Origin of the sequence: Streptomyces sp. NPDC002825 (assembly GCF_040295385.1) — a bacterium.
Lineage (GTDB): Bacteria > Actinomycetota > Actinomycetes > Streptomycetales > Streptomycetaceae > Streptomyces.
In genome coordinates, this window is sequence record NZ_JBEOVH010000009.1 from 154079 (window position 1) to 175297 (window position 21219).

Annotated in this window: 19 protein-coding genes; 8 read left to right on the plus strand and 11 right to left on the minus strand. The window is 72.8% G+C overall.

Translation table 11 applies throughout. The annotated features are described in order from the left end of the window. Positions 1–53: 53 nt before the first annotated feature. The 4 genes from ABT041_RS14860 to ABT041_RS14875 all read right to left on the minus strand — a co-directional run bounded on the left by ABT041_RS14860 (position 54) and on the right by ABT041_RS14875 (position 7209). Complete coding sequence (locus tag ABT041_RS14860) at positions 54–3185, minus strand: SAV_2336 N-terminal domain-related protein (protein WP_351183955.1); 3132 nt, start codon at positions 3183–3185, stop codon at positions 54–56. A gap of 7 nt (positions 3186–3192) precedes the next feature. After that, the gene (locus tag ABT041_RS14865; protein WP_351183957.1) at positions 3193–4209 is read right to left on the minus strand and encodes an AAA family ATPase; all 1017 of its coding nucleotides are present in this window, start codon (positions 4207–4209) and stop codon (positions 3193–3195) included. A gap of 412 nt (positions 4210–4621) precedes the next feature. Next, positions 4622–6655, minus strand: coding sequence for a VMAP-C domain-containing protein (locus ABT041_RS14870; RefSeq protein WP_351183959.1), 2034 nt, complete (start codon positions 6653–6655; stop codon positions 4622–4624). Further along, a complete protein-coding gene (locus ABT041_RS14875; protein ID WP_351183961.1) occupies positions 6652–7209 on the minus strand; it encodes a CU044_2847 family protein in 558 nt (185 codons plus the stop codon). Before ABT041_RS14875 ends, ABT041_RS14870 begins: the two co-directional genes overlap by 4 nt. A gap of 99 nt (positions 7210–7308) precedes the next feature. Here ABT041_RS14875 and ABT041_RS14880 point away from each other — a divergent pair, with 99 nt between their 5' ends. Continuing rightward, on the plus strand, positions 7309–7494 hold the full coding sequence (locus tag ABT041_RS14880) for a DUF6104 family protein (protein WP_024761804.1): 186 nt from the start codon (positions 7309–7311) through the stop codon (positions 7492–7494). Between the two features lie 21 nt (positions 7495–7515). Here the strand turns inward: ABT041_RS14880 and ABT041_RS14885 are convergent, their stop codons facing one another. After that, positions 7516–8331 (minus strand): hypothetical protein, encoded by an 816-nt coding sequence (locus tag ABT041_RS14885; RefSeq protein WP_351183963.1) that lies wholly within the window; start codon positions 8329–8331, stop codon positions 7516–7518. Positions 8332–8482: 151 nt separating this feature from the next. On the opposite strand from ABT041_RS14885, the gene ABT041_RS14890 reads away from it, so the two are divergent. Both ABT041_RS14890 and ABT041_RS14895 read left to right on the plus strand, forming a co-directional pair. Further along, positions 8483–9358: a DUF4097 family beta strand repeat-containing protein gene (locus ABT041_RS14890; protein WP_351183965.1), complete on the plus strand. Its 876-nt coding sequence runs from the start codon at positions 8483–8485 to the stop codon at positions 9356–9358. A gap of 1 nt (position 9359) precedes the next feature. After that, complete coding sequence (locus ABT041_RS14895) at positions 9360–10319, plus strand: PadR family transcriptional regulator (RefSeq protein WP_351183967.1); 960 nt, start codon at positions 9360–9362, stop codon at positions 10317–10319. Between the two features lie 51 nt (positions 10320–10370). Here the strand turns inward: ABT041_RS14895 and ABT041_RS14900 are convergent, their stop codons facing one another. The 3 genes from ABT041_RS14900 to ABT041_RS14910 all read right to left on the minus strand — a co-directional run bounded on the left by ABT041_RS14900 (position 10371) and on the right by ABT041_RS14910 (position 14425). Next, complete coding sequence (locus tag ABT041_RS14900; RefSeq protein ID WP_351183969.1) at positions 10371–11741, minus strand: cellulase family glycosylhydrolase; 1371 nt, start codon at positions 11739–11741, stop codon at positions 10371–10373. 102 nt (positions 11742–11843) lie between these two features. Next, positions 11844–12809 (minus strand): zinc-binding dehydrogenase, encoded by a 966-nt coding sequence (locus ABT041_RS14905; RefSeq protein ID WP_351183971.1) that lies wholly within the window; start codon positions 12807–12809, stop codon positions 11844–11846. A 404-nt stretch (positions 12810–13213) separates the two neighbouring features. Then, complete coding sequence (locus tag ABT041_RS14910; protein WP_351183973.1) at positions 13214–14425, minus strand: NAD(P)-dependent malic enzyme; 1212 nt, start codon at positions 14423–14425, stop codon at positions 13214–13216. 535 nt (positions 14426–14960) lie between these two features. Here ABT041_RS14910 and ABT041_RS14915 point away from each other — a divergent pair. The 3 genes from ABT041_RS14915 to ABT041_RS14925 are packed head-to-tail and all read left to right on the plus strand — an operon-like array spanning position 14961 to position 17669. Further along, positions 14961–15923, plus strand: a complete 963-nt coding sequence (locus tag ABT041_RS14915; RefSeq protein WP_351183975.1) for an ABC transporter substrate-binding protein — start codon at positions 14961–14963, stop codon at positions 15921–15923. A gap of 31 nt (positions 15924–15954) precedes the next feature. Then, positions 15955–16905 (plus strand): amino acid ABC transporter permease, encoded by a 951-nt coding sequence (locus tag ABT041_RS14920; RefSeq protein WP_351183977.1) that lies wholly within the window; start codon positions 15955–15957, stop codon positions 16903–16905. Further along, positions 16902–17669, plus strand: coding sequence for an amino acid ABC transporter ATP-binding protein (locus ABT041_RS14925; RefSeq protein ID WP_086831716.1), 768 nt, complete (start codon positions 16902–16904; stop codon positions 17667–17669). The genes ABT041_RS14920 and ABT041_RS14925 overlap by 4 nt, the downstream gene beginning before the upstream one ends. Positions 17670–17724: 55 nt before the next feature. Here the strand turns inward: ABT041_RS14925 and ABT041_RS14930 are convergent, their stop codons facing one another. Then, positions 17725–18474, minus strand: coding sequence for a class I SAM-dependent methyltransferase (locus tag ABT041_RS14930; RefSeq protein WP_351183979.1), 750 nt, complete (start codon positions 18472–18474; stop codon positions 17725–17727). 106 nt (positions 18475–18580) lie between these two features. On the opposite strand from ABT041_RS14930, the gene ABT041_RS14935 reads away from it, so the two are divergent. Beyond that, the gene (locus tag ABT041_RS14935) at positions 18581–19210 is read left to right on the plus strand and encodes a CGNR zinc finger domain-containing protein (RefSeq protein WP_351183981.1); all 630 of its coding nucleotides are present in this window, start codon (positions 18581–18583) and stop codon (positions 19208–19210) included. Here ABT041_RS14935 and sodX read toward each other — a convergent pair. Further along, positions 19114–19548: a nickel-type superoxide dismutase maturation protease gene (sodX, locus tag ABT041_RS14940; protein WP_351183983.1), complete on the minus strand. Its 435-nt coding sequence runs from the start codon at positions 19546–19548 to the stop codon at positions 19114–19116. The genes ABT041_RS14935 and sodX overlap by 97 nt on opposite strands. A gap of 162 nt (positions 19549–19710) precedes the next feature. Here sodX and sodN point away from each other — a divergent pair, with 162 nt between their 5' ends. After that, positions 19711–20106, plus strand: a complete 396-nt coding sequence (sodN, locus tag ABT041_RS14945; protein ID WP_030688769.1) for a superoxide dismutase, Ni — start codon at positions 19711–19713, stop codon at positions 20104–20106. Positions 20107–20196: 90 nt separating this feature from the next. Here the strand turns inward: sodN and ABT041_RS14950 are convergent, their stop codons facing one another. Continuing rightward, entirely contained in the window at positions 20197–21180 is a 984-nt protein-coding gene (locus ABT041_RS14950; RefSeq protein WP_351183986.1) for a sigma-70 family RNA polymerase sigma factor, read from the minus strand. Positions 21181–21219 lie beyond the last annotated feature (39 nt).

A 21219-nucleotide genomic window follows, 5' to 3' on the forward strand; every position in this document is an offset into this window, starting at 1 on the left:
CGTAGCGGCGGAGCGGTTCTTCCCGACGGCCGAAAGTCAGAAACCCGTTCGACTCAACTGCGCCCATGCGCGCCCCCGTTATCAAGCCGTTCCGCCTCCCCCTCGCCGCAGGCCCACCAGGGCGGCGCGATCCGGCGCCGTTCCTCGCGGGAGAGGAGGTCCGGCCGTGGCCGGGGGTCGGCGCCGACCTCGGCGAGCAGGGCCCTGGTCCGCTCCACGTCCGCCCAGTCGACCGGAACCAGCATGCCGTCGAGGCGCCGCCACTGCTCGGCGGCTTCGGCCAGGACGGTCGCGGCGCGGCCGACGCGGTCCATCAGGTACAGCACGGCGCCCTGGGCGTACAGCGCCCGCGCCAGGGTGACGGTGCCGGGGGTGTCGCCGCGGGCGGTGCGGGTCTCGTCGGCGGCGCGCCGGAAGGCGGTGAGGGCGCCGACGAGCTGCCCGTCCCGTGCCACCTCGCTCAGCTGGAGCTGCACCCAGCCGAGTTGCAGCAGGATCTCGGCCCGGGTCGCCGGGTCGCGGGTGGCGCGGAGGGCCTCGTCGAGGAGATGGCGGCTCTCGAACAGGTCGGGCAGGAATCCCGCGCGGTCGAAGCGCAGGGCGAGCACGTTGCCGATGAGGATGCGGGCCCGCTCCCGGTCGGCGTCGCCGGCGGGGAGGCAGGTGAGGGCCTCGCGCAGCACGGACTCGGCGCGGTCGACCGGACGGGTCCCGGTGCCGGCGGCGGCGCGGCGCAGCAGCGAGGCGCCCCAGCTGAGCAGCAGCCGGCCGCGCTGTCCGTTCTCGACGGGGGCGAGCAGGGTGGCCTCCTCGTACGCCTGGTCCGCGGCCGTCCCGTCGCCCGCCGTGTCGTACAGGCGGGCACGTGCCGCGGTGTGACGCAGCCTCAGGGCGCGGCCGTCGCCGAGGAGAACCTCGGCGCGGTCGAGGACGGGCGCGACGCGGTCCGCTCCGGCCTCGGCGAGGTGCAGGGCGTCGGCGAGGTCGAGCAGGGCGGCGGCGCTCTCCCCGAGGGCGAGGGCGGCGGTGAGCTCCTCGGCGGCCGCGGCGCCGTCACCGCGCGCGAGGAGCAGCCGTCCCCGGCGCAGGTGCAGGGTGGGCCGGGCGGCGGGGGGCCAGTCGTCCGTGTCCCCGGTGAGCACGGCGAGGGCGGCGTCGAGCTGTCCGGGGTTCTCGGTCTCCTGCCACAGGGCGTGGTGGACGGCGGCCCGTTCGAGGCGTGCCTCGGCCCAGTGGTCGTCTCCGGGGCGGGCGAGGTCCTCGGCGTGGACGAGGGTGTCGGCGGCCCGGGTGAGGAGCTCGCGGCGGCGGCCCGTGCGCCGGGCGGCGCCGGTGCCCGCCTCGGCGTACAGGATGCGGCCGAGGAGGATCCGGGCCGCGACGGGCGCGGCGGGCAGCGCCTCCTCGGCCCGCTCGCGGGCGGCGGCGAGGAGGGCGGGGTCGGACTGGGCGCGTCCCTGTTCGAGGAGGCGGCGGGCTTCGGTGAGGGGATCGGGGGTGACGAGGTCCGGGTGGTAGAAGCGGAGCACGCGCGCGGGGATGCGGGCGAACAGTTCCGCCTCGGCGCCCTCGGGCCCGGTGGGGTCGTCGGTCTCGTCGGGCGGGGTGACGAGGCCGGGTCCGCCCTCGCCGTCGGCGCCGTGGCCGGCGAGGCGGGCGGCGGCGAGCGCAGGGAAGTTGCGCATGCCCTGGCCGAAGTTCCGTTCCACATAGGCCGAGCAGTGCTTGAGGACGAGGGCGGCGGCGCCGGGGTCGAGCGAGCCGAGGAGGAACTGCTGGATGCCGGGCGGATAGCTGAAGCAGGGGTACGGGGCGGGGCCGGGCAGCCGGCGCAGCAGCCCGCTGAGCAGCACCTCGGCCAGCTCCATGGGTCCGGTGTCGGGCAGCATCGCGCGCTGGACGAGCTGCATGACGGGGAGGGTGAGGGGGGCCGCCGCGAGATGGACGGCGAGCCGGAGCGCGCCGGGCGAGGCGCCGGCCCGGAAGGCGTGCAGGACCTCCTCGTCGCCGCGCGGGGCCCGGAGCGCGCGGGGTGCCTGCGGCCGCGGCGGCTCGGGGGCGAGCCAGGCGGCCCAGCCGCGGACGGTGTCGCCTCCGTGGCCGGTGTGGAGCCGGGCCCAGGAGGCGAAGGCCTCGGGGGTGGGGGTGAGCACGGGCACGGCCCGCCGCGCGGGGTCGAGGGCGGCCCAGGGTTCGTCGTCGGAGCGGAAGACGGCGGGGCCCCTGGGGGCGGCGGAGCGCTGGAAGGTGCCGGGTTCGGCGGGGAGCGCGGTGCGCGGCCAGAGGCGCGGCGGCAGCGGCTGGACGAGGGCGAGCGGTGAGTGGCGGGGCCAGTCGCGCAGGAAGCGCTGGGCGGCGCCGCGCTGCCACAGGGGGCCGACGCAGTCGCTGACGACGAGGGTGAGGCGGCGGCCGGTGGGGTCGTGGAGCTGGTCGACGGGGCGGAGCCGCGGTCTGCCGTCGGTGCCGGAGGTGGTGGTGACGAGCGGCGGTCCTTCGCCGGTGTCGTACAGGCGGTGCACCTGGACGTCGCGGAAGGCGCCGGACTGCTGGCAGGCCTGGCGGAGTTCCTCGACCATGCGGTCCCAGACGACCATGGCGGGGCCGGTGTCCATGAGGAGCTGGATGTCGGGGCGGCGGCCCGCGGCGGGGCGCAGGACGGGCGTCAGGATGCCCGCGGCGGCGCTGCGTTCGGCGGTGGCCTCCTCGTCGAGGGGGCCCTCGCCGGGGCGCGGCGGGGCGGGCGCGTATCCCCGCAGCGGGCGCAGGGCCTTCTGGAGTTCGAGGAGTCCGGGCAGGGCGTTGGCGCCGGGCGCGCGGACGGGCAGGGCCGCGCCCCGTTTCGTACCCCTGCCCGCGCCGGCGCGCACTCCGTCCGCCGGGGCGGCTCCGGTCTCCATGTGGAGGCCGACGGACTCGCGCCCTTCACGCGGGGGCGTGGGTCCGGGCGTACGCGCGGGCCCCTCCTCACGATTGGCCGGATCTCGCCCCTCGTCGGCGGGTCCGGCGGTCTCCGTGCTCCCGTCGTCCGCGCGGGACGGCCGGTCCGGATCGGGTGTCTCCGGTTCCGGCAGCCACTGGGACAGCCAGAGCGCGTCCGCGACCGCCTCGGCGGACGGGTCCACCCCGCCCGCCCGCAGTCTGCGGGTCAGCTCCCCCAGAGGCATCCGGTGCGTCCGGTGCATCCGGTCATCACCTCGGCTGATCGAGCGGCTGCATCAGCAGGTCCGCGATGCGTTCCCTGGTCACCCGCTCGGCGCGGGAGGCGTGCTGGGTGAGGTAGAGCGCGTTCAGCAGCTGGTCGGTGGCGATCACCTCGCCGGGCTCGCGGTCCAGGAACCGCCGGACGAGGCCCTGTTCGCCGTCGCCCGCGGCGGCGTCGCTGCCGAGGTGGGCCTCGATCATGGCGCCGAGCTGCTCCTCGCCGGGCGGTTCGAGCTCCAGGCGGATACAGCGGCGCAACAGGGCGGCGGGGAAGTCCCGTTCGCCGTTGGAGGTGAGCACGATGAAAGGGAAGGTGGTGCAGCGGACCCGCCCGCCGTACACGGGCACCTTGCGGCCGTCGTCGCTGAGCACCTCGACGACGGGCTCCCGGTCGGCGAGCCGCTCCAGCTCGGGGATGGCGAACTCGCCCTCCTCCAGGGCGTTCAGGAGGTCGTTGGGCAGATCGAGGTCGCTCTTGTCGAGCTCGTCGATGAGGAGCACGCGGGGCTGCTCGGAGGGGAGCAGAGCGGTGCCGAGCGGTCCGAGCCGGATGTACGAGCCGATGCCGGCCGGGGCCGCGGCGGCGGAGCCGGGGGCGCCGGTCTGGGCCCGTTCCAGCTGGACGTCCTGGAGGCGGCCGATGGCGTCGTACCGGTAGAGGCCGTCCTGGAGGGTGGAGCGGCTGACGATGGGCCAGCGCAGCACGCGGCCGAGGCGCAGTTCATGGGCGACGGCGTGCGCGAGGGTGGACTTGCCGGTGCCGGGGTTGCCGGTGACGAGGAGCGGACGCCGCAGGTACAGGGCGGCGTTGACGGCGTCGGTCTCCTCGGGCCGCGGGTGGTGGTTCTGGACGAGCCGGCGCTTGACGCCGAGCCGGCGGTCGGAGCCGGCCAGGGTGTCGTCGGCGCCGCCGGTCGAGAAGTCGCGCCAGGGCGGCGGGGCGGGCAGGCGCCGTATCTCGTCGTGCGGATGCCCGGCCCCACGGTAGATCCGCCAATCGTTCACGATGGACTCCTCCTGGCTGTGGTGTGCTGGCCGGGCTTCCTGAACGTACCCCTCGGGGACCGCCCCTGCCGACCCCCAAATCGGACGTCCCGGACGGGGCTTGAGGGGGCCCGCCCCGGGGGTGGCGGAGGGACGGACAGGCGCCGGGGCGGGGGCTGGGACCGGCCGCGGGGCGGAACGCCGGGGGCCCGGCGCGCGGGGCACGGCACAGGGCCGGACGGGCCGCGGCGCGAGGTCTGGCGCGCGGGGCGCGGCAACGGAACGGACGGGCCACAGACGGAGGCCTGACGCGCGGGGCACGCCAACGGAACGGACGGGCCGTAGGCCGAGACCCGGCGCGCGGGGCGCGGCAACGGCAACGGCCCGGACGGGCCGCAAGCCGAGGCCCGGCGGACGGTGTGCGGGGTCGTCGTCACGGGTCCTCCTCGCCGAGCAGCGGCGGGGCCTCCAGGCGGCCGGCGTGGGGCGGGCGGTCGGGTGGGTCGTACAGGACGGCGATGGTCTCCGCCCAGGCGAGGTCGGCCCGCTCCGGCGCCAGCGTGCGCAGGGAGCGGACGGGCTTGCCGAGTCCGCCGGCCGTGCGCGCCTCGGCGAGCAGCCCTTCGGCCCGCGCGTGGAAGTCCGCGCAGTCGGTGTGGTCGTGGGCGCCCGTCCGCCAGAGGGCCAGCGGGTGGCCGGCGGTGAGGGCCGCGTTCATCGCCATGAGCCCGTCGCCGCTGCCCACCGGGCCGCAGTACACGGGGACGGTGCCGCCCTCGGCCTCGCGGAGCCGGTCGTACGTCTCCGCCCAGATCTCCCGGCGCACGCGCGGGGTGTGGGCGTCCGGGCCCGCGCCGGGCACCTCGGCGCGCAGCGGGACCGCGCGCAGCGGCCCGCGCTCCCCGGCCTCCCAGCGCTCGCGCCACTCGGGCGACGGGTCCTTGCCGTGCCGGCGGGCGTCCCTGATGACCACGATGCGGCGCTGCCCGAGGGTGATGGACCCCCACGCCTCGTCGGAGCCCTGCGGGGGTTCGAGCCGCCAGGTGTCGAGCGGCTCGTCGAAGAGCTCGCGGGGCAGCACCGCCTCCACGGAGGCCAGGTGCGGCCCGTTGTCGCCGAGCCGCAGGGCCTCGGCGAGCGGCCCGCGCAGGGTCTCCTTGAGCTGGGCCCGCTCGACGCCGCGGTCGTCGCCGTGGAGCGGGGTGACCATGTGCCCGTCGCGGAGCAGCTTCACGCGCCAGGGGTAACGCCTGCCCCAGCGGGGCGTGTCGACCTCCAGGAGCACGTCCGCGCGTGCCCGGCGCTCGCGGACGGAGGCGGGAGACGCCGAGCGGCCGGCGCCGATCAGGTCGTCGATCTCACGGCGGAGGAACGGGCCCGCGTCGGCGGCCCGATCGATGATCCAGTTCCGGAAGGCGGCCTCGTCGGCCAGACCGCCGGGGCGCCCGGAGACCCGCCGGACGACATGGGCCGCGTACAGGAGCACGGCGTCGAGGCCGGGGTCGCCCGGATCGCTGCGGTCGGGCGCGCGCAGCCCGTACAGCAGGGCGGCGCCCTCGCTCCACGTGCGCGGGTCGTCCTCGAACGCGTCCGGGGTCGTGCTGTTCCTGATCCAGGCCTTGACCTGGTCGACCACGTCCATGATCTCGCCGGCGTTGATCGGCGGGGGCAGCGCGGCGAGCTGACCCCGCAGCCGGGTGCGGAGCTTCGGGCTCAGCGGCTGCGGGCCGTCGAGCCGCTCCTGCGCGCGCGTCCAGTCGTATCCGTCGTCCAGCGACTGGAGGTAATGGTCGAGGTGATGACGGTCGTGGTCGCGCAGGGCCTCGGCCCAGAACTCGCCCCCGGGAGCGTCGTGCAGGCGGCGCAGGGCGCTGAGGGGGACGAGAGCGCCCTGGTGGGACCAGCGTCCCTTGTTGAAGCCGATCACCGCGCCCGTGGCGTCGTCGACGACGGGACCGCCCGAGCAGCCCTCGACGGGCAGCACCTCTTTGGTCACGAGGGCCCGGGTGTCGACGCCGCTCAGCTCGCCGTGGACCTGGCGGATGCCCAGCTCCCCGGTCTCCCGGGACCAGCCGTGCAGGCCGACCCTGGTGGTCGGGGCCGGCGGCAGCTCGGCGAGCAGGACACAGGAGGCCTTGGCAGTGCCGGGCACGCGCACGAGCGCGACGTCCGGGAAGCCCCAGGGCTCGGGGCGCACGTCGGGGTCGTCGGGCCGGGGCAGGGCGAGGACCACCGTGCCGATGGACCGGCGCGTGGTTCTGCCGTCCTGCCAGGTGATGCCGACGGCCGGCTCCTTCCTCCACACCTCGCCACCCCCCTCGGCCACGACATGGGCGCACGTCAGCACCCAGCCGGGGGCGATGAAGAAGCCGGTGCCCCAGAACTGGTCGCCGTGCGGGTCATACCCGCCGTCGGGAGCCCCGATGCGTACGAGTGCGGGGCGCACGAGAGCGTCGAAGGCGCTCATGCCGTGCCATCGGCCGCCGGGCGCCGCTGCGGGACGATGCCTGAGCGCCGCTCCACGGCCTCCGCTCCGGCGGAGCCGGGCGCGGGCGCGGGCACCGGCGCGGGGTCGGCGGCCGTCGGGGTCGTTCCGGCCGTCGCGCCCGCTTCGGCCGGCACCCCGGAGCCGGACGTCGCCTCGGATCCGGACGTGGCCTCGGATCCGGACGTCGCCGCCGTGGCCGTCGCCGGGCCCGGTTCGGTCCAGGTGAGCGAGACGTTCACGGAGGCCTTGCCCGCGCCGTCCGCGAGGACGCCGATCACCTTGCCGGACTGCGCCGAGAGCTCGATGCCGAAGCTGACGGCGACCTCCACCGGCCCCTGCGGGTCGAGCCCCGCGCGCAGGGAGCCGACGACCCCGCGCACCACGTCCGTGAGCCCGCCGGCCATCGAGACCACCCGGTCCCTGACGCCGGTGTCCTGGAAGCCGCCGCCCCGGCCGAGCTCCTCCGCGTCGCTGACCCGCGCCCAGACGGGCGTTCCGTCGTCCAGTCGAATCCGAGCGATCCCGTGTGCCACAGCGGCCCCCGCTCCCCGAAGCGATGTTGGATCCAGAAGGCTAATCGGTGGGACTGACGGGCGACAGGGGACGTGAGGGGTACGGCCTATCCTGATCGCATGTACTTCACCGACCGTGGCATCGAGGAACTGGAGAAGCGGCGAGGCGAGGAGGAGGTCACCTTCGAGTGGCTCGCCGAGCAGCTGCGGACGTTCGTCGACCTCAACCCCGACTTCGAGGTGCCCGTCGAGCGCCTCGCGACCTGGCTGGCCCGTCTGGACGACGACGAGGACGACGACGAGTAGGAACCCCCTCCGGCTGCGGGGTCACCGCTCCCGCAGCCGGTCGTAGGCGATCCCGAACGCGCCGTGCGCGACGAGCAGCGCCCCGGCCGTCGCCCAGCCGCCGCTGCGCCGGCCGGCGCCCCAGATCAGCAGCGGCACCCCCGCGAGGAGTTGCACCCCGCCCAGTACGCGCGCCTTGGGGCCGCGCAGGTACGGGCCGAGGGGACCGCCCTCCACCACGTCGAGCTCCGCGCGTACGGCATCCCTCCAGCCCGACCATTCGAGCTGCTCCGCGCCCTGGGCGAGGGCGACGGAGCGGAGCCGGTCGGCGTTCTCGCCCGGGACGATCCCGGTGGGCAGGGCGAGTCCGGCGCGGGCGAGGACCGCGACGACGCCGAGCAGCCGGGTGTGGGCGTCGGCGTCCGGGTCGGGCTCGGTGAGCGGTTCGAGGGCCTGGACGTCCAGGACGGGATCGAGGGCGAGCCGGGCGGCGAAGGTGCGCATGGCCTCGTCCTCGCCGACGGGGGTGCCGTCCGCGAGCCAGGTGTAGCCGACCGTGCGGCGGAAGCCGGCGGCGAGCGTGAGGCCGGCCCGGTCGCGGTCCCACCAGAGCGCGACGACGGGCCAGCCGGCGGCCGAGACGGCGAGGGCGGTGGCCCAGCCGGTGACGACCTGTTCGACCGGCTCCCCGCCGTGCAGCCAGGGCTTCCCCTCCGGTACGAGCACGCTCCATTCGGCGCCGGCGGGGGCGAGGAGCAGCTGTTCCCGTAGGAGTTGGGCCGGCGGCCGGACCGCCGGGGGCTCGGCGCGGCAGAGCAGCAGGGCTCCGACGGGGCGCGGTCCGGATGTCGCGTTCATGGGCCCTACGCTAGGCCAATTTGTCCGCGTACGACGCGTATTGCCCCCTCCCCTGTCAGGGATGAGTCAGGGTTGACTTCGATGGACCGCGATATATCGTGTCTATCGAGAGACGCGATATGTTGCGTTGCCGATACGGGAGGTCAGCACCATGACAGAGTGGTCCGTCACCGAGCCGACGAAGCTGGCTCCGGCCGACCCCGTGACGCTCCTGCAGGTCCGCATCGTCAACGGCGCGGTGAACGTGGTGGGGACGGACGAGAGTTCCGCCCGGGTGGAGATCTCCGAGATCGAGGGTCCGCCGCTGATCGTGACGCAGGACGGCTCCACGCTGACCGTGACCTACGAGGACCTGCACTGGAAGAGCATCCTCAAGTGGTTCGAGCGCAGGGAGCACCGGCGTCGGGCCGTGGTCTCCGTGGCCGTCCCGGCGGGCATCGACGTCGAGGTGGGCGTGGTCGGCGCCGAGGCCGTCGTCACGGGGATCAGAGGGCGTACGGAGGTGCGCGGCGTCACGGGCGACACGACGCTCCTCGGACTGTCCGGCCCGGTCCGCGCCGAGAGCGTGTCGGGCAGTCTGGAGGCCCAGTCGGTCACCGGCGCGCTGCGCGTCAGCTCCGTGACCGGCGACGTGACGGTGATCGAGGGCGCGGGCTCCTCCGTGAAGGCCGACACGGTCAGCGGCGACATGGTCATCGACCTCGACCCGGCCCGGCTCGACGGACCGCCCGCCGACATCCGGCTCACCAGCGTCTCGGGCGAGGTCGCCATCCGGCTCCCGCACCCGGCCGACGCCCGGGTCGAGGCGAGCACCACGAGCGGCGCCGTGTCGAACGCCTTCGAGGACCTGCGGGTGGGGGGCCAGTGGGGCGCCAAGTCCATCACCGGCACGCTCGGTTCGGGCCGGGGCACGCTCAAGGCGACGACCGTCTCCGGCTCCATCGCCCTGCTCCGCCGCCCCGAGCCCGAGGAGGACGGCGAAGCCGCCCCCTCGTCCGCTGCCTCCTCGACCGGAAAGGTGCTCTGACATGCCGCCCGTCTTCGCCCACGGACGTCTCCGCCTGTATCTCCTCAAGCTGCTCGACGAGGCGCCGCGCCACGGGTACGAGGTGATCAGACTCCTGGAGGAGCGCTTCCAGGGGCTGTACGCGCCCTCGGCGGGCACGGTCTACCCGCGCCTCGCCAAGCTGGAGGCCGAGGGGCTCGTCACCCACGCCAGCGAGGGCGGCCGCAAGGTCTACTCGATCACCGACGCGGGCCGCGCCGAGCTGGCCGGGCGCGGCGCCGAACTGGACGACCTGGAGCGGGAGATCCGCGAGTCGGTCTCGGAGCTGGCGGCGGAGATCCGCGAGGACGTGCGCGGGGCGGCCGGCCGGGTCCGCAGCGAGATGCGAGCGGCCGCGGGGCAGAACCGCGCGGCGGAGCCCCCCTCGTTCGCCGAGGCCAAGGAGGAGATGCGCCGGTTCAAGCAGGAGTGGAAGCAGCAGGCCCGCGAGGCCCGCGAGGAGGCCCAGTCGGCGCGGCGGCAGGCGAAGGAGTTCCAGCGCATCGCCCAGCAGGTCCAGGAGGAGTTCCAGGACCGGTTCTCGCGGGGCGACTGGCCCAAGGGGGTCTGGGAGGGGATCTCGGGCATCACGGCGCAGCTCGGCGACCTGGTGGCGGGCACCACACACCCGAAGGCCGCCTCGCAGGAGTCGCCGTTCACGAAGACCCCGTCCGAGGACGCCCTCACCGACGAGACCCTCGCCGGCGGAGTCCCCGCCGACGAAGCGCTCGCCGGCGAGGTGCCGGAGTGGGCGCGGGACACGGCGGGCACGGGCGACCCGGCCCGCGACCTCGACCGGCTCCTCGACCGCTTCCGCGACGAGATCCGCGACGCGGCCCGCGACCACGGGGTGACGCAGGACCAGCTGACGGAGACCCGCCGCCACCTGTCGACGGCGGCCCTCCGCATCACGGCCCTGCTGAACCCCCGGAGAAAGCCCTGACGGCCACCCCGCGAGGTCGCCGCTCGGGCCGCACGGCGAGGAGCGCCGTCGTCAGCCTCGCGTCGCCGTCACCGTCACCCGGGCGTTCGGGGCCGAGAGGATCCAGGCCCTGGAGCGGTCCTTGCGGAGGACGAGTGCGCCGCCGCGGGCCGTCACCCGCCAGCCGCCGGGCGGCAGGGAGAGCTCGGTGAGGCGGGAGCCGCGCCGGCCGGCCGCGTCGTAGGTGAGACGGTAGACCCCGGCCCCCGGGTCGTACGAGGTGGAGCGGACCGTGCCGGCGACCGCCTCCGCGTAGGGCTCGGCGGTCAGCTCCTTGTTCGTACGGAAGGCTCCGGTGGCGTCCACGGCGCAGTAGCCGCCGCCGTAGCACCACTCCCACCCGGTCCAGCCGGAGCCGTAGCGGCCGAGGGAGGCCATGGCCTCGCGGTAGAAGCGGTTCATGTTCGGAAGGGAGTTGTTGAGCGGCCCCCACTCCCCCACGACCACGGGCACCTTGTACTCCTTGGGGTACAGCGTGACCGCCGCCTCGTAGTCCTCGATCCAGCCGGCCGAGGGGTCGTAGTCGCCGCCCGCCTCCATGGTGCTGTTGTAGAAGTGCGGGGCGTAGACCACCTTCGGGTCGTCGACCTTCCCCAGTCCCGTGGGCACGCCCTCGCCGACGATCGGGGTCGGTTCGACGAAGAGCCACCCGTCCTCGTCGGCCGAACGGACCGCGTCCGCGAGGCGGTTGTACATCGGGGTGATCTGGTCCCGTTCGATGCGCCGGGCGGCCGTGGCCAGGTCCTCGCCCTCGCGCAGCTCGCCCATCGGCTCGTTGATCAGGTCGTAGCCGAGGACGGCCGGGTGGTCCTGGAAGCGGTCGGCGAGCACCCGCCACATGCGGGCCTGGGCGAGCCGCAGGTCCTCGTCCTCGTAGAGGTGGGTGAAGGCGCGCTGGACGGCGGGCTCGAAGTACTCGGAGAACCAGTCGTCGGGGTGCGGGGTGAAGGGCAGCCCGTCGGTCCTGGTGGCCCAGGCGGGCACGCCCCGGTGGCCGAACGCGGGCCCGAAGACGTCCTGGTGGGCGTCGAGGACGACCTTGACGTCGTACCTGGCGGCCCAGTCCAGGACCTGTTCGATCTTGCGGAGGTACGTCTGGCTGTACTGGCCGGGCCGGGGCTCCAGGTCGTCCCAGAAGACCAGGAGCCGGGCCGTGTTGAAGCCCTTGGCCCGCATGTCGCGGAAGTGCTTCTCGGTGATCGAGGAGAGGGCGGCGTCACCGCTGTGGGCCTTGTCCCCGACGTTCCAGCCGCGCAGGGTGAGGACCCGGCCGTGCGCGTCGGTGACGGCGGGTATCGCGTCACCGGCGGTCTCCGCCCGGGCGCTGGTCGGGGCGAGCAGCGAGGCGACGACGACGGTCGCCGCGAGGGTGGTTCGCAACAAGGTGGACCTCCGGCACGGGAAGGTGGCACGACAAGGTGAGCGATGTTCACGTTTCGCGTGCCGGAGATCTCATCAGGTCGACCGACCCGTATCAAGGGGTCGTCACGAGGTCTTCAGGACGATCTTCCCGAAGAGCTCGCCGGAGGCCATCTTCTGGAAGCCCTCCCGCGCCCGGTCCAGCGGCAGGACCTCGTCGATCACCGGCCGCAGGCCCGTGGCCGCGCAGAACGACAGCAGGTCCTCCAGCTCGTCCTTGGAGCCCATCGTCGAGCCGACGACCTTCAGCTCCAGGAAGAAGATCCGGGTCAGCTCGGCGTGCGAGGGCCGGTCGCCGCTCGTGGCGCCCGAGATGACGAGCGTGCCGCCGGGCCGCAGCGACTTGACCGAGTGCGACCAGGTGGCGGCGCCGACGGTCTCGATGACGGCGTCCACCCGCTGCGGGAGCCGCGCCCCCGGCTCGTACGCCTCGACGGCGCCGAGCTCGACGGCCCGCTTGCGCTTGGCCTCGTCGCGGCTGGTGGCGAAGACCCGCAGGCCGGCCGCCTTGCCGAGGGCGATCGCGGCGGTGGCGACGCCGCCGCCCGCGCCCTGCACGAGCACGGAGTCCCCGGGCCGTACGCCGGCGTTGGTGAAGAGCATGCGGTACGCGGTCAGCCAGGCGGTCGGGAGGCAGGCGGCCTCCTCGAAGGACAGCTCCTTCGGCTTGGGCAGCACGTTCCAGGAGGGAACGCTCACGCGCTCGGCGAAGGTTCCCTGGTAGCGCTCGGTGAGGATGGAGCGGGGCTCGTTCGGCCCCACGCCGTGACCCGTCTGGCCGATGACGGAGTGCAGGACGACCTCGTTGCCGTCCTCGTCGATGCCGGCGGCGTCGCAGCCGAGGATCATCGGCAGCTTCTCCTCGGGCAGTCCGACCCCGCGCAGCGACCACAGGTCGTGGTGGTTGAGGGAGGCGGCCTTGACGGTGACGGTGGTCCAGCCGGGACGCGCCTCGGGCTCGGGGCGTTCGCCCAATTCGAGGCCGTTCAGGGGCTGGTCGCGGTCGATTCGGGCAGCGTAGGCAGCGAACATGGCCCTGACCCTAGGGGCCCGCGGGTGCGTGACGGAACCGCACCTCACTGTGACGCATGTCCCTCACCCCGCGGCGGGGTCCCACGGCCCGCGGCCCAACCCTCGCCGCCGGGTCCGACCACCCCCGGCCCAACCTCCGCCTCCCGGTCCGACCACCCCCGGCCCAACCTCCGCCTCCCGGTCCGACCACCCCCGGCCCAACCTCCGCCTCCCGGTCCGACCACCCGCGACCCAACCTCCGCCACCGGGTCCGACCAGCCCCGCCTGAACTCCACCCGCCGGTACACCCTTGCGGTACACCATCGGCGCACCTGTCGGCCCATCCCCCCTTCCGCCCCACGCAAAGGGCCCCGGCCGGTTCGTCGGAACGAACCGGGCGGGGCCCTTCGGCACGACTGAGCGCGTCAGCGGCGCGCGACGCCCTCCGCGCGGGCGGCAGCGGCGACCGCGGCCGCGACGGCCGGGGCGACCCGCTCGTCGAACGGCGACGGGATCACGCAGTCGGCGGCGAGCTGGTCACCGACGACGTCGGCGATGGCGTTGGCCGCGGCGATCTTCATGCCCTCGGTGATCCGGGAGGCCCGGACCTGGAGCGCGCCGGCGAAGATGCCGGGGAACGCGAGGACGTTGTTGATCTGGTTCGGGTAGTCCGAACGGCCGGTCGCCACGACGGCCGCGTACTTGTGCGCGACGTCGGGGTGGACCTCGGGGTTCGGGTTGGCCATGGCGAACACGAAGGCGTTCGGGGCCATGGCGGCGACGGCCGCCTCGGGGACCGTACCGCCGGAGACGCCGATGAAGACGTCCGCGCCGGCCAGGGCGCTCTCCAGGGAGCCGCTGAGGCCCGCCTTGTTGGTGAGCTCGGCGATCTCGCGCTTGACGTCCGTGAGGTCCTCGCGGTCGCGGCTGACGATGCCCTTGCGGTCGGCGACGGCGACGTCGCCGAGGCCGGCCTCCAGGAGGAACTTGGCGATGGCCACACCGGCCGCGCCGGCGCCGGAGATGACACCGCGCAGGTCGCCGAGGGTCCGGCCGGTCAGCTTCGCCGCGTTGCGCAGGGCGGCGAGGGTGACGATGGCGGTGCCGTGCTGGTCGTCGTGGAAGACGGGGATGTCGAGGCGCTCCTGGAGCTTGCGCTCGATCTCGAAGCACCGCGGGGCCGAGATGTCCTCCAGGTTCACTCCGCCGAAGGACGGGGCGAGGCGGACGACGGTCTCGACGATCTCGTCGGTGTCGGTGGTGGCGAGGGCGATCGGGACCGCGTCCACGCCGCCGAACTGCTTGAAGAGGATCGCCTTCCCCTCCATGACCGGGAGGGAGGCCTCCGGGCCGATGTCGCCGAGGCCGAGCACCGCGGTGCCGTCGGTCACGACGGCCACGACCTGGGACTTCCAGGTGTAGTCGTTGACCAGCTCGGGCTGCTCGGCGATCGCGGTGCACACCTTGGCGACGCCGGGGGTGTACGCGAGGGACAGGTCGTCCTTGTTACGGACGGGAACGGTGGCCTGCACGGCCATCTTGCCGCCCCGGTGAAGGGCGAAGACAGGATCGAAGGGCTCCTCGGGAGCTCCTTCCGTACCACTGTCATTGCGAGGATTGACGATCTCCGCTGCCATTGGGATGACCCCTTAAGTCTGCTTCATTGAGGGTTGGCCGCTCCTGGTGTGGAGCGGTGGGCGGGTCCCGCGGCCGCCGTGTCTGGCAGCCGCGCGGGCGCGCCGCACAACGCGCCCTGAGCCCCGGATGAGGGGTGTAAGGATCCTTCTTACCGGACGGACGGCACCGCAGACGAGTCCATATCCGTTCGGTGACGCGACTCATACCGAGCGCGTCCGGACACGGACGGAGAACGACACGTCACCCGATGTCCCGATAGATGGTTTCCGCACCCGATTGGCGGCCTTCCCATCGTCCGAATGGCGAGATGAACCGCAGATTTTTCGGTGAGGGGGAAGGGATCCCGAAGAAGATCCGGCCCTGATGTACCGGCCTGTAGCGATTTCGGGGTCACCCGTTATCCGATTTTGACATCCGAGGCCGTCGGTTTGTGGCAGTCCGAATGGCAAGATGCCGTAATCACACGAGGTCGCGACACTCGAAGAGATGTCCGCGACACCTGGCAGCTCCCTCACACGCCGGAGGAACCCGACCATGACCGCACGCTCCACGCGCTGTACGACCGCCAAGACCCGCACTTCCCGTCTTGCCGCGGTCGCCGCCATCGCGGTCGCCGGCTCGATGCTGCTGACCGCCTGTGGCGACCAGACCGAGAGCGGTGGCTCCACCAAGGAGACCGGCTCCGCCTCCGCGAGCAAGGCCCCGCTCTTCTCGAAGCTCCCCGCCGACATCCAGAAGTCGGGCGTCATCAAGGTCGGCACGGACGCCTCGTACGCCCCGATGGAGTACACCGACGGCGGCAAGATCGTCGGCATCGACCCGGACCTCGGGGCGGCCCTCAGCAAGCAGCTCGGCGTCAAGCTCGAGTTCGTCTCGGGCACCTTCGACGGCCTGATCACCTCGATCTACACCGGCCGTCAGCAGCTGATCATGTCCGCGATGACGGACAACAAGAAGCGCCAGGAGGGCCTGGACGACAACGGGAAGAAGATCGGCAAGGGCATCGACTTCGTCGACTACTTCAGCTCCGGCGTCTCCCTGCTGGTCAAGAAGGGCAACCCGCAGAACATCAACTCCCTCGACGACCTCTGCGGCAAGACCGTCGCCGTCCAGCGCGGCACGATCTACGAGGACACCTTCAAGGCGCAGGCCACCAAGTGCGGCGACAAGAAGCTGACGATCCAGGCCTTCGACACCGACGCCGAGGCCCAGACCCGCGTGAAGGCCGGCGGCGCGGTCGCCGACCTGAACGACTACCCGGTCGCCGCGTACATCGCGAAGACCTCGGGCGGCGGCAACGACTTCGAGGTCGTCGGCAGCCAGAGCGACGTCGGCCTCTTCGGCATCGGCGTCTCGAAGGACAACACCCAGCTGCGCGACGCCGTCAAGGAGGCGCTCGACGCGATCATCAAGGACGGCTCCTACGCGGAGGTCCTGAAGAAGTGGGACGTCGAGGACAGCGCGGTCAAGTCGGCCACGATCAACGCCGGCAAGTGACCTCTCCTCGTACCACTGAAGGGCAGTCGTCATGACTGACAAGTTCAGCAAGGACCCGGCCGCCGCTCCGGCCGGGCCCACCCCCTCGGGCGTCCCGTACGAGGCGATCAAGGCCATCCCCGTGCGGCACTACGGCCGCTGGGTCTCCGGCGTCGTGGTCGTCGTCCTCCTCGGATGGCTCGTCTTCGCCTTCTCCCAGGGCGACGTCGTCTGGGACACCGTGTGGGACAAGGTGTTCGACCCCTCCGTCATCGACGGCATGTGGAACACCATCATCATCAGCATCGCGTCCATGGCGCTGGGCCTCGTCCTCGGCATCGTCTTCGCCGTGATGCGGCTCTCCAAGAACCCGGTGACCGGTGCGGTCGCCTGGCTCTACATCTGGTTCTTCCGCGGCACCCCGGTCTATGTCCAGCTGCTGGTCTGGTTCAACCTGTCGCTGATCTTCCACTACATCAACCTCGGTCCGATCTACAAGAACGAGACCGTGGACGTCATGACGCCGTTCATGGTGGCCCTGCTCGGCCTCGGCCTGAACGAGGGCGCCTACATGGCGGAGATCGTCCGCGCCGGCATCCAGTCGGTCGACGAGGGCCAGACCGAGGCCGCGCACGCGCTGGGCATGTCCCAGACGAAGACCATGGGCCGCATCGTGCTCCCGCAGGCCATGCGGGTGATCGTGCCGCCGACGGGCAACGAGTTCATCAACATGCTGAAGACCTCGTCCCTGGTCTCGGCCGTGCAGTACACCGAACTGCTGCGTGCCTCGTCCAACATCGGCAACACGGCCGGCGCCGTGATGGAGATGCTGTTCGTGGCCTCCATCTGGTACCTGGCGCTGACCAGCGTGTTCAGCATCGGCCAGTACTACCTGGAGCGGCGTTTCGCCCGCGGTTCGACGCGTAACCTGCCGCCCACTCCGTTCCAGCGGGTCAAGGCCAACCTGACCACGTTCAAGCGTTCCCCGGAGGCATCGGCATGACCGGTCAGACCATGGTCAAGGCAGAGGGCGTCCACAAGTCCTACGGCGCGGCCCACATCCTCCGCGGCATCGACCTGGAGGTGCAGAACGGCGAGGTCTTCTGCCTCGTCGGCCCCTCCGGCTCCGGCAAGTCGACCTTCCTGCGCTGCATCAACCACCTGGAGCGCATCGACGGCGGCCGGCTGTCCGTCGACGGCCAGCTGGTGGGCTACAAGCAGAAGGGCGACAAGCTCTACGAGCTGAAGGACAGCGAGGTCGCGGTCCAGCGCCGTGACATCGGCATGGTCTTCCAGCGCTTCAACCTCTTCCCGCACATGACGGCCCTGGCCAACGTCATGGAGGCGCCCATCCAGGTGAAGGGCGAGTCCAAGGCGGTGGCGCGCGAGCGGGCCGAGCGCCTGCTCGACCGGGTCGGCCTGCGGGACAAGATGGGCAACTACCCGTCGCAGCTCTCCGGCGGCCAGCAGCAGCGCGTGGCGATCGCCCGCGCGCTGGCGATGGAGCCGAAGCTGATGCTCTTCGACGAGCCGACCTCGGCGCTCGACCCGGAGCTCGTGGGTGACGTCCTCGACGTCATGCGGGACCTGGCCGAGTCGGGCATGACGATGATCGTCGTCACGCACGAGATGGGCTTCGCCCGTGAGGTCGGCGACTCGCTGGTCTTCATGGACGGCGGCGTGGTGGTCGAGTCGGGCAACCCGCGGGACGTCCTGACGAACCCGCAGCAGGACCGCACCAAGGCGTTCCTCTCGAAGGTGCTGTAAGTCGCACGGAAGGGGCGGTACGGGAGACCCGTACCGCCCCTTCCTCGCATCCGCGCTACCTCACGGCGAGGACCAGGACGTCGGAGGGCGAGGCCCAGACCGGCCGGGCCTCGGCGAAGCCGGCGGCGCGGAGCGTGTCGACGTGCCAGCCGGCGGAGGGCGTGTCGCCGTCGGCGTGCTCGCCGTAGATCTCGAAGCGACGGGCGGTGGGCTCGGCGAGGACCGGGTCCTTCGCGGCGAGGGCCCACCAGTCGGCCCAGTCGAGGACCCCGGCGGCCTTCTCGCGGTCCATGCGCGCGTGCCGCCGGGCCCGCTCGGCGGCGTTGATACGGGGCGTGGACTCGTCGATCATGTGGTCGGCGTTCATGAAGACCCCGCCGTCCCGCACGAGACCGGCGAGCTGTCCGTAGAGGGCCGTCAGGGGCCCGCTGTGGAGCCAGTGGAGCGCGGTGGCGGTCAGGACGGCGTCGTACGTCTCGTGGGGCAGGCTCGCGGCCCACGCGGGGTCCTTGAGGTCGGCGGCCACGAAGGTGACGCGCTCGTCGCCCGCGAAGGAGCCCTCGGCGATGGCGAGGAGGGCCGGGTCGAGGTCGACGCCGGTACTGGTGGCCCCGGGGAACCGCTGGAGGAGCCGGCTCGTGATACTCCCCGTACCGCACGCGAGGTCGAGGACGCGGGGCTCCGGCCCCACGAGCGCCTCGACCATGTCGAGCATCACGCCGAACCGCTCCTCGCGGTCCGGCATGTACCACTCCTGCTGACGGTCCCAGCTCCGCTGCCAGTCCGCCCAGTCGGTTCCGGTCATGGTCGTTCCTCCCCGCGTCGGCCCTACCATTCGTAATACCCTCGAAGGGGACACAGCCGTTACCCCCTCCGACCGAGACACTAGCCCGCCGAAGTAAGGACTACAAGTGGAACTGGCCCATTACTCGGACTTCGCCGTACGTCTGGTCAACACCGAGGAACCGGCCCGCGGCAAGGACACCCTGACCTCCGTCGAGGTGCTCCGGGAGCTCTTCGGCCCCGCCACCCAGATGGCCCGGCGGGTCACCGAGGCGGACCTGCCGCGCTTCCGCACGGTCCGGGCCCGGCTGCGCGCGGTCTTCGCCGCGGCCGACGAAGGCGACCACACGGGCGCGGTCGACCTCCTCAACTCCCTCCTCCTGGAGTTCCCGGTCAGCCCGCAGATCTCCGGGCACGACACCCTCGACGAGGAGGGCCGGCCCCGCTGGCACATGCACCTCGCCGACCACTCCTCGAACGCGACGACGGGCTACGCCGCCATCTCGGCGATGGGCCTCGCCTTCCACCTCACGGAGTTCGGCGCCGACCGGCTCGGCCTCTGCCAGGCCCCGCCCTGCCGCAACGCCTACCTGGACACCTCCACCAACCGCTCCCGCCGCTACTGCTCGGACCGCTGCGCGACCCGGGCCAACGTGGCCGCCTACCGGGCCCGCAAGCGCCTGGAGGCCGAACGGTCGGACCACACCGGCCTCACCGAGGACACCAGCCAGGAGAGCATCACCCCCGCCGACCGCTGACGCCCCGGCGTCACCGGCCGGTACCGCGCCCGCACCCGCCCGAGAACCAGCTCGGGCGGTACGGCCCCGAAGACCCGGCTGTCCCCCTCGGCGTCCGGATTGTCACCCAGCACCCACCAGCCGCCGTCGCGTCGCTCGATCAGCCGCTTCACGATGAGCAGATCCTGCTGGAGCGGATGCCGCAGCACGGCCACACAGCCGGCCCGCAGCCGCGCCCCGTACTGCACGAGCAGCTGGTCGCCGTGCAGCAGCGTGGGCACCATCGAAACGCCCGTCACCTCGGCGATCCCGAACGGCGCACCGGCCTCCTCCGCCTGCTCCCGCCCCGACCGCGCCATCCGGCACCTCCCGATCCGCTCGTGCGTCCGCTCGTCCACTCGTACACGAGTCCCATGGTGACCCTGGACTTTTGACCTAAGCCCCAGGGGGCGCCCGCGAAAACGCCCTTCTCACCGAGTAATGTCCCACCTGAGAAGACGATCACGAGGAAGGACGGCTCAATGCTCTCCCGCCTGTTTGCCCCCAAGGTGAAGGTCAGCGCCCACTGCGACCTCCCGTGCGGCGTGTACGACCCCGCCCAGGCCCGCATCGAGGCCGAGTCCGTCAAGGCTGTCCAGGAGAAGTACCTGGCCAACGACGACCCGCACTTCCGTGCGCGCGCCACGGTCATCAAGGAGCAGCGCGCGGAGCTCGCCAAGCACCACGTCTCGGTGCTCTGGAGCGACTACTTCAAGGCCCCGCACTTCGAGAAGTACCCCGAGCTCAACCAGCTGGTCAACGACACCCTGAAGGCCCTCTCGGCCGCCAAGGCGTCCACGGACCCGAAGACGGGCGAGAAGGCGCTGGAGCTCATCGCCGAGATCGACCGCATCTTCTGGGAGACCAAGAAGGCCTGATCTTCCCCCGGTCTCCGACCGCACCCGGTTCGCAGGGCGCCGAAGCACGGCGTCCAGGGCGGCCGGGTGCGGTCTTTTTGTTGCGGGCTTTCAGTGGAGCGGAGGGAGGGTGTCCGGGAGGTCGAAGGCCGCGAGGGTGGTGGGGTCCTGGAAGACCGTGTTGCGCGTGATGCGGCCGTCGGCGACGTCGAAGACCTGGAGGGTGTGCAGGCGGTGGGCGGTGTCGGTGAGGCGTACGTAGGCCGCCATCGCGGGCTGGCCGTTCGCCGCGGTGGGCAGGACGCGCCAGTCGGTGCCGTTCGCCTCGTACACCCAGTGCATGAAGCCCGCGTACCGGTCGCGGCCGGTGAACCAGGTGCGGACCGGCGGCATCTCCAGGATCGCGTCGTGGGCGAGCAGTGCGGTGAGCGCACCGATGTCCGCCTTCTCGAAGGCGGCCGCGTACCGGTCCACCACCCGCCGGTCGGCGGCCTCCTCCGTCACCCCCGTCTCGCTGACGCCGGCCTCGGCGAGCCGGGCCCGGGCGCGTTGGAGGGCGCTGTTGACCGCCGCCGGGGTGGTGTCGAGGAGCTCCGCGGTCTCGGCGGCCGAGCAGTCGAGGACGTCGCGCAGGACCAGCACGGCCCGCTGGCGGGCGGTCAGGAACTGCACGGCGGCGACCCACGCTAGGCGCAGGGTGCCGCGGGCGGCGACCACCTGGCCCGGGTCCGCGAGCCACGCGTCCGGAATCGGCTGGAGCCACGGCACCTCCGGTGCGAACTCCAGGGGCGTCAAAGGGTCCTCGTCGGGTGCGCCGAGGCCGCTGGGCAGGGGGCGGCGGGTGCGGGTGTCCAGGGCGGTGAGGCACACGTTGGTGGCGATCCGGTACAGCCAGGTGCGTACGCTCGCGCGCCGGGCGTCGTAGCGGTCGAACGCGCGCCAGGCGCGCAGCAGGGTGTCCTGCACGAGGTCCTCGGCCTCGTGCGCGGAGCCGAGCATGCGGTAGCAGTAGGCCAGGAGCTCCCGGCGGTGCGGGTCGGTGCTGCGGGCGAACTCGGCGGCCCGTTCGCCGGGGTGGGTGCTCGTGGTGGCCATGCCTGCCTCTCTCGGTGCGGTGATCTCCGTACGTACCGG

What these genes read in the sequence shown, in the direction of transcription:
- ABT041_RS14885 (WP_351183963.1), bottom strand. Translation starts at nt 8,331, where the DNA reads ATGAACGCGACATCCGGACCGCGCCCCGTCGGAGCCCTGCTGCTCTGC.
- sodN (WP_030688769.1), top strand. Translation starts at nt 19,711, where the DNA reads ATGCTCTCCCGCCTGTTTGCCCCCAAGGTGAAGGTCAGCGCCCACTGC.
- sodX (WP_351183983.1), bottom strand. Translation starts at nt 19,548, where the DNA reads ATGGCGCGGTCGGGGCGGGAGCAGGCGGAGGAGGCCGGTGCGCCGTTC.
- ABT041_RS14880 (WP_024761804.1), top strand. Translation starts at nt 7,309, where the DNA reads ATGTACTTCACCGACCGTGGCATCGAGGAACTGGAGAAGCGGCGAGGC.
- ABT041_RS14895 (WP_351183967.1), top strand. Translation starts at nt 9,360, where the DNA reads ATGCCGCCCGTCTTCGCCCACGGACGTCTCCGCCTGTATCTCCTCAAG.
- ABT041_RS14920 (WP_351183977.1), top strand. Translation starts at nt 15,955, where the DNA reads ATGACTGACAAGTTCAGCAAGGACCCGGCCGCCGCTCCGGCCGGGCCC.
- ABT041_RS14950 (WP_351183986.1), bottom strand. Translation starts at nt 21,180, where the DNA reads ATGGCCACCACGAGCACCCACCCCGGCGAACGGGCCGCCGAGTTCGCC.
- ABT041_RS14910 (WP_351183973.1), bottom strand. Translation starts at nt 14,425, where the DNA reads ATGGCAGCGGAGATCGTCAATCCTCGCAATGACAGTGGTACGGAAGGA.
- ABT041_RS14870 (WP_351183959.1), bottom strand. Translation starts at nt 6,655, where the DNA reads ATGAGCGCCTTCGACGCTCTCGTGCGCCCCGCACTCGTACGCATCGGG.
- ABT041_RS14925 (WP_086831716.1), top strand. Translation starts at nt 16,902, where the DNA reads ATGACCGGTCAGACCATGGTCAAGGCAGAGGGCGTCCACAAGTCCTAC.
- ABT041_RS14930 (WP_351183979.1), bottom strand. Translation starts at nt 18,474, where the DNA reads ATGACCGGAACCGACTGGGCGGACTGGCAGCGGAGCTGGGACCGTCAG.
- ABT041_RS14905 (WP_351183971.1), bottom strand. Translation starts at nt 12,809, where the DNA reads ATGTTCGCTGCCTACGCTGCCCGAATCGACCGCGACCAGCCCCTGAAC.
- ABT041_RS14915 (WP_351183975.1), top strand. Translation starts at nt 14,961, where the DNA reads ATGACCGCACGCTCCACGCGCTGTACGACCGCCAAGACCCGCACTTCC.
- ABT041_RS14890 (WP_351183965.1), top strand. Translation starts at nt 8,483, where the DNA reads ATGACAGAGTGGTCCGTCACCGAGCCGACGAAGCTGGCTCCGGCCGAC.
- ABT041_RS14860 (WP_351183955.1), bottom strand. Translation starts at nt 3,185, where the DNA reads ATGCACCGGACGCACCGGATGCCTCTGGGGGAGCTGACCCGCAGACTG.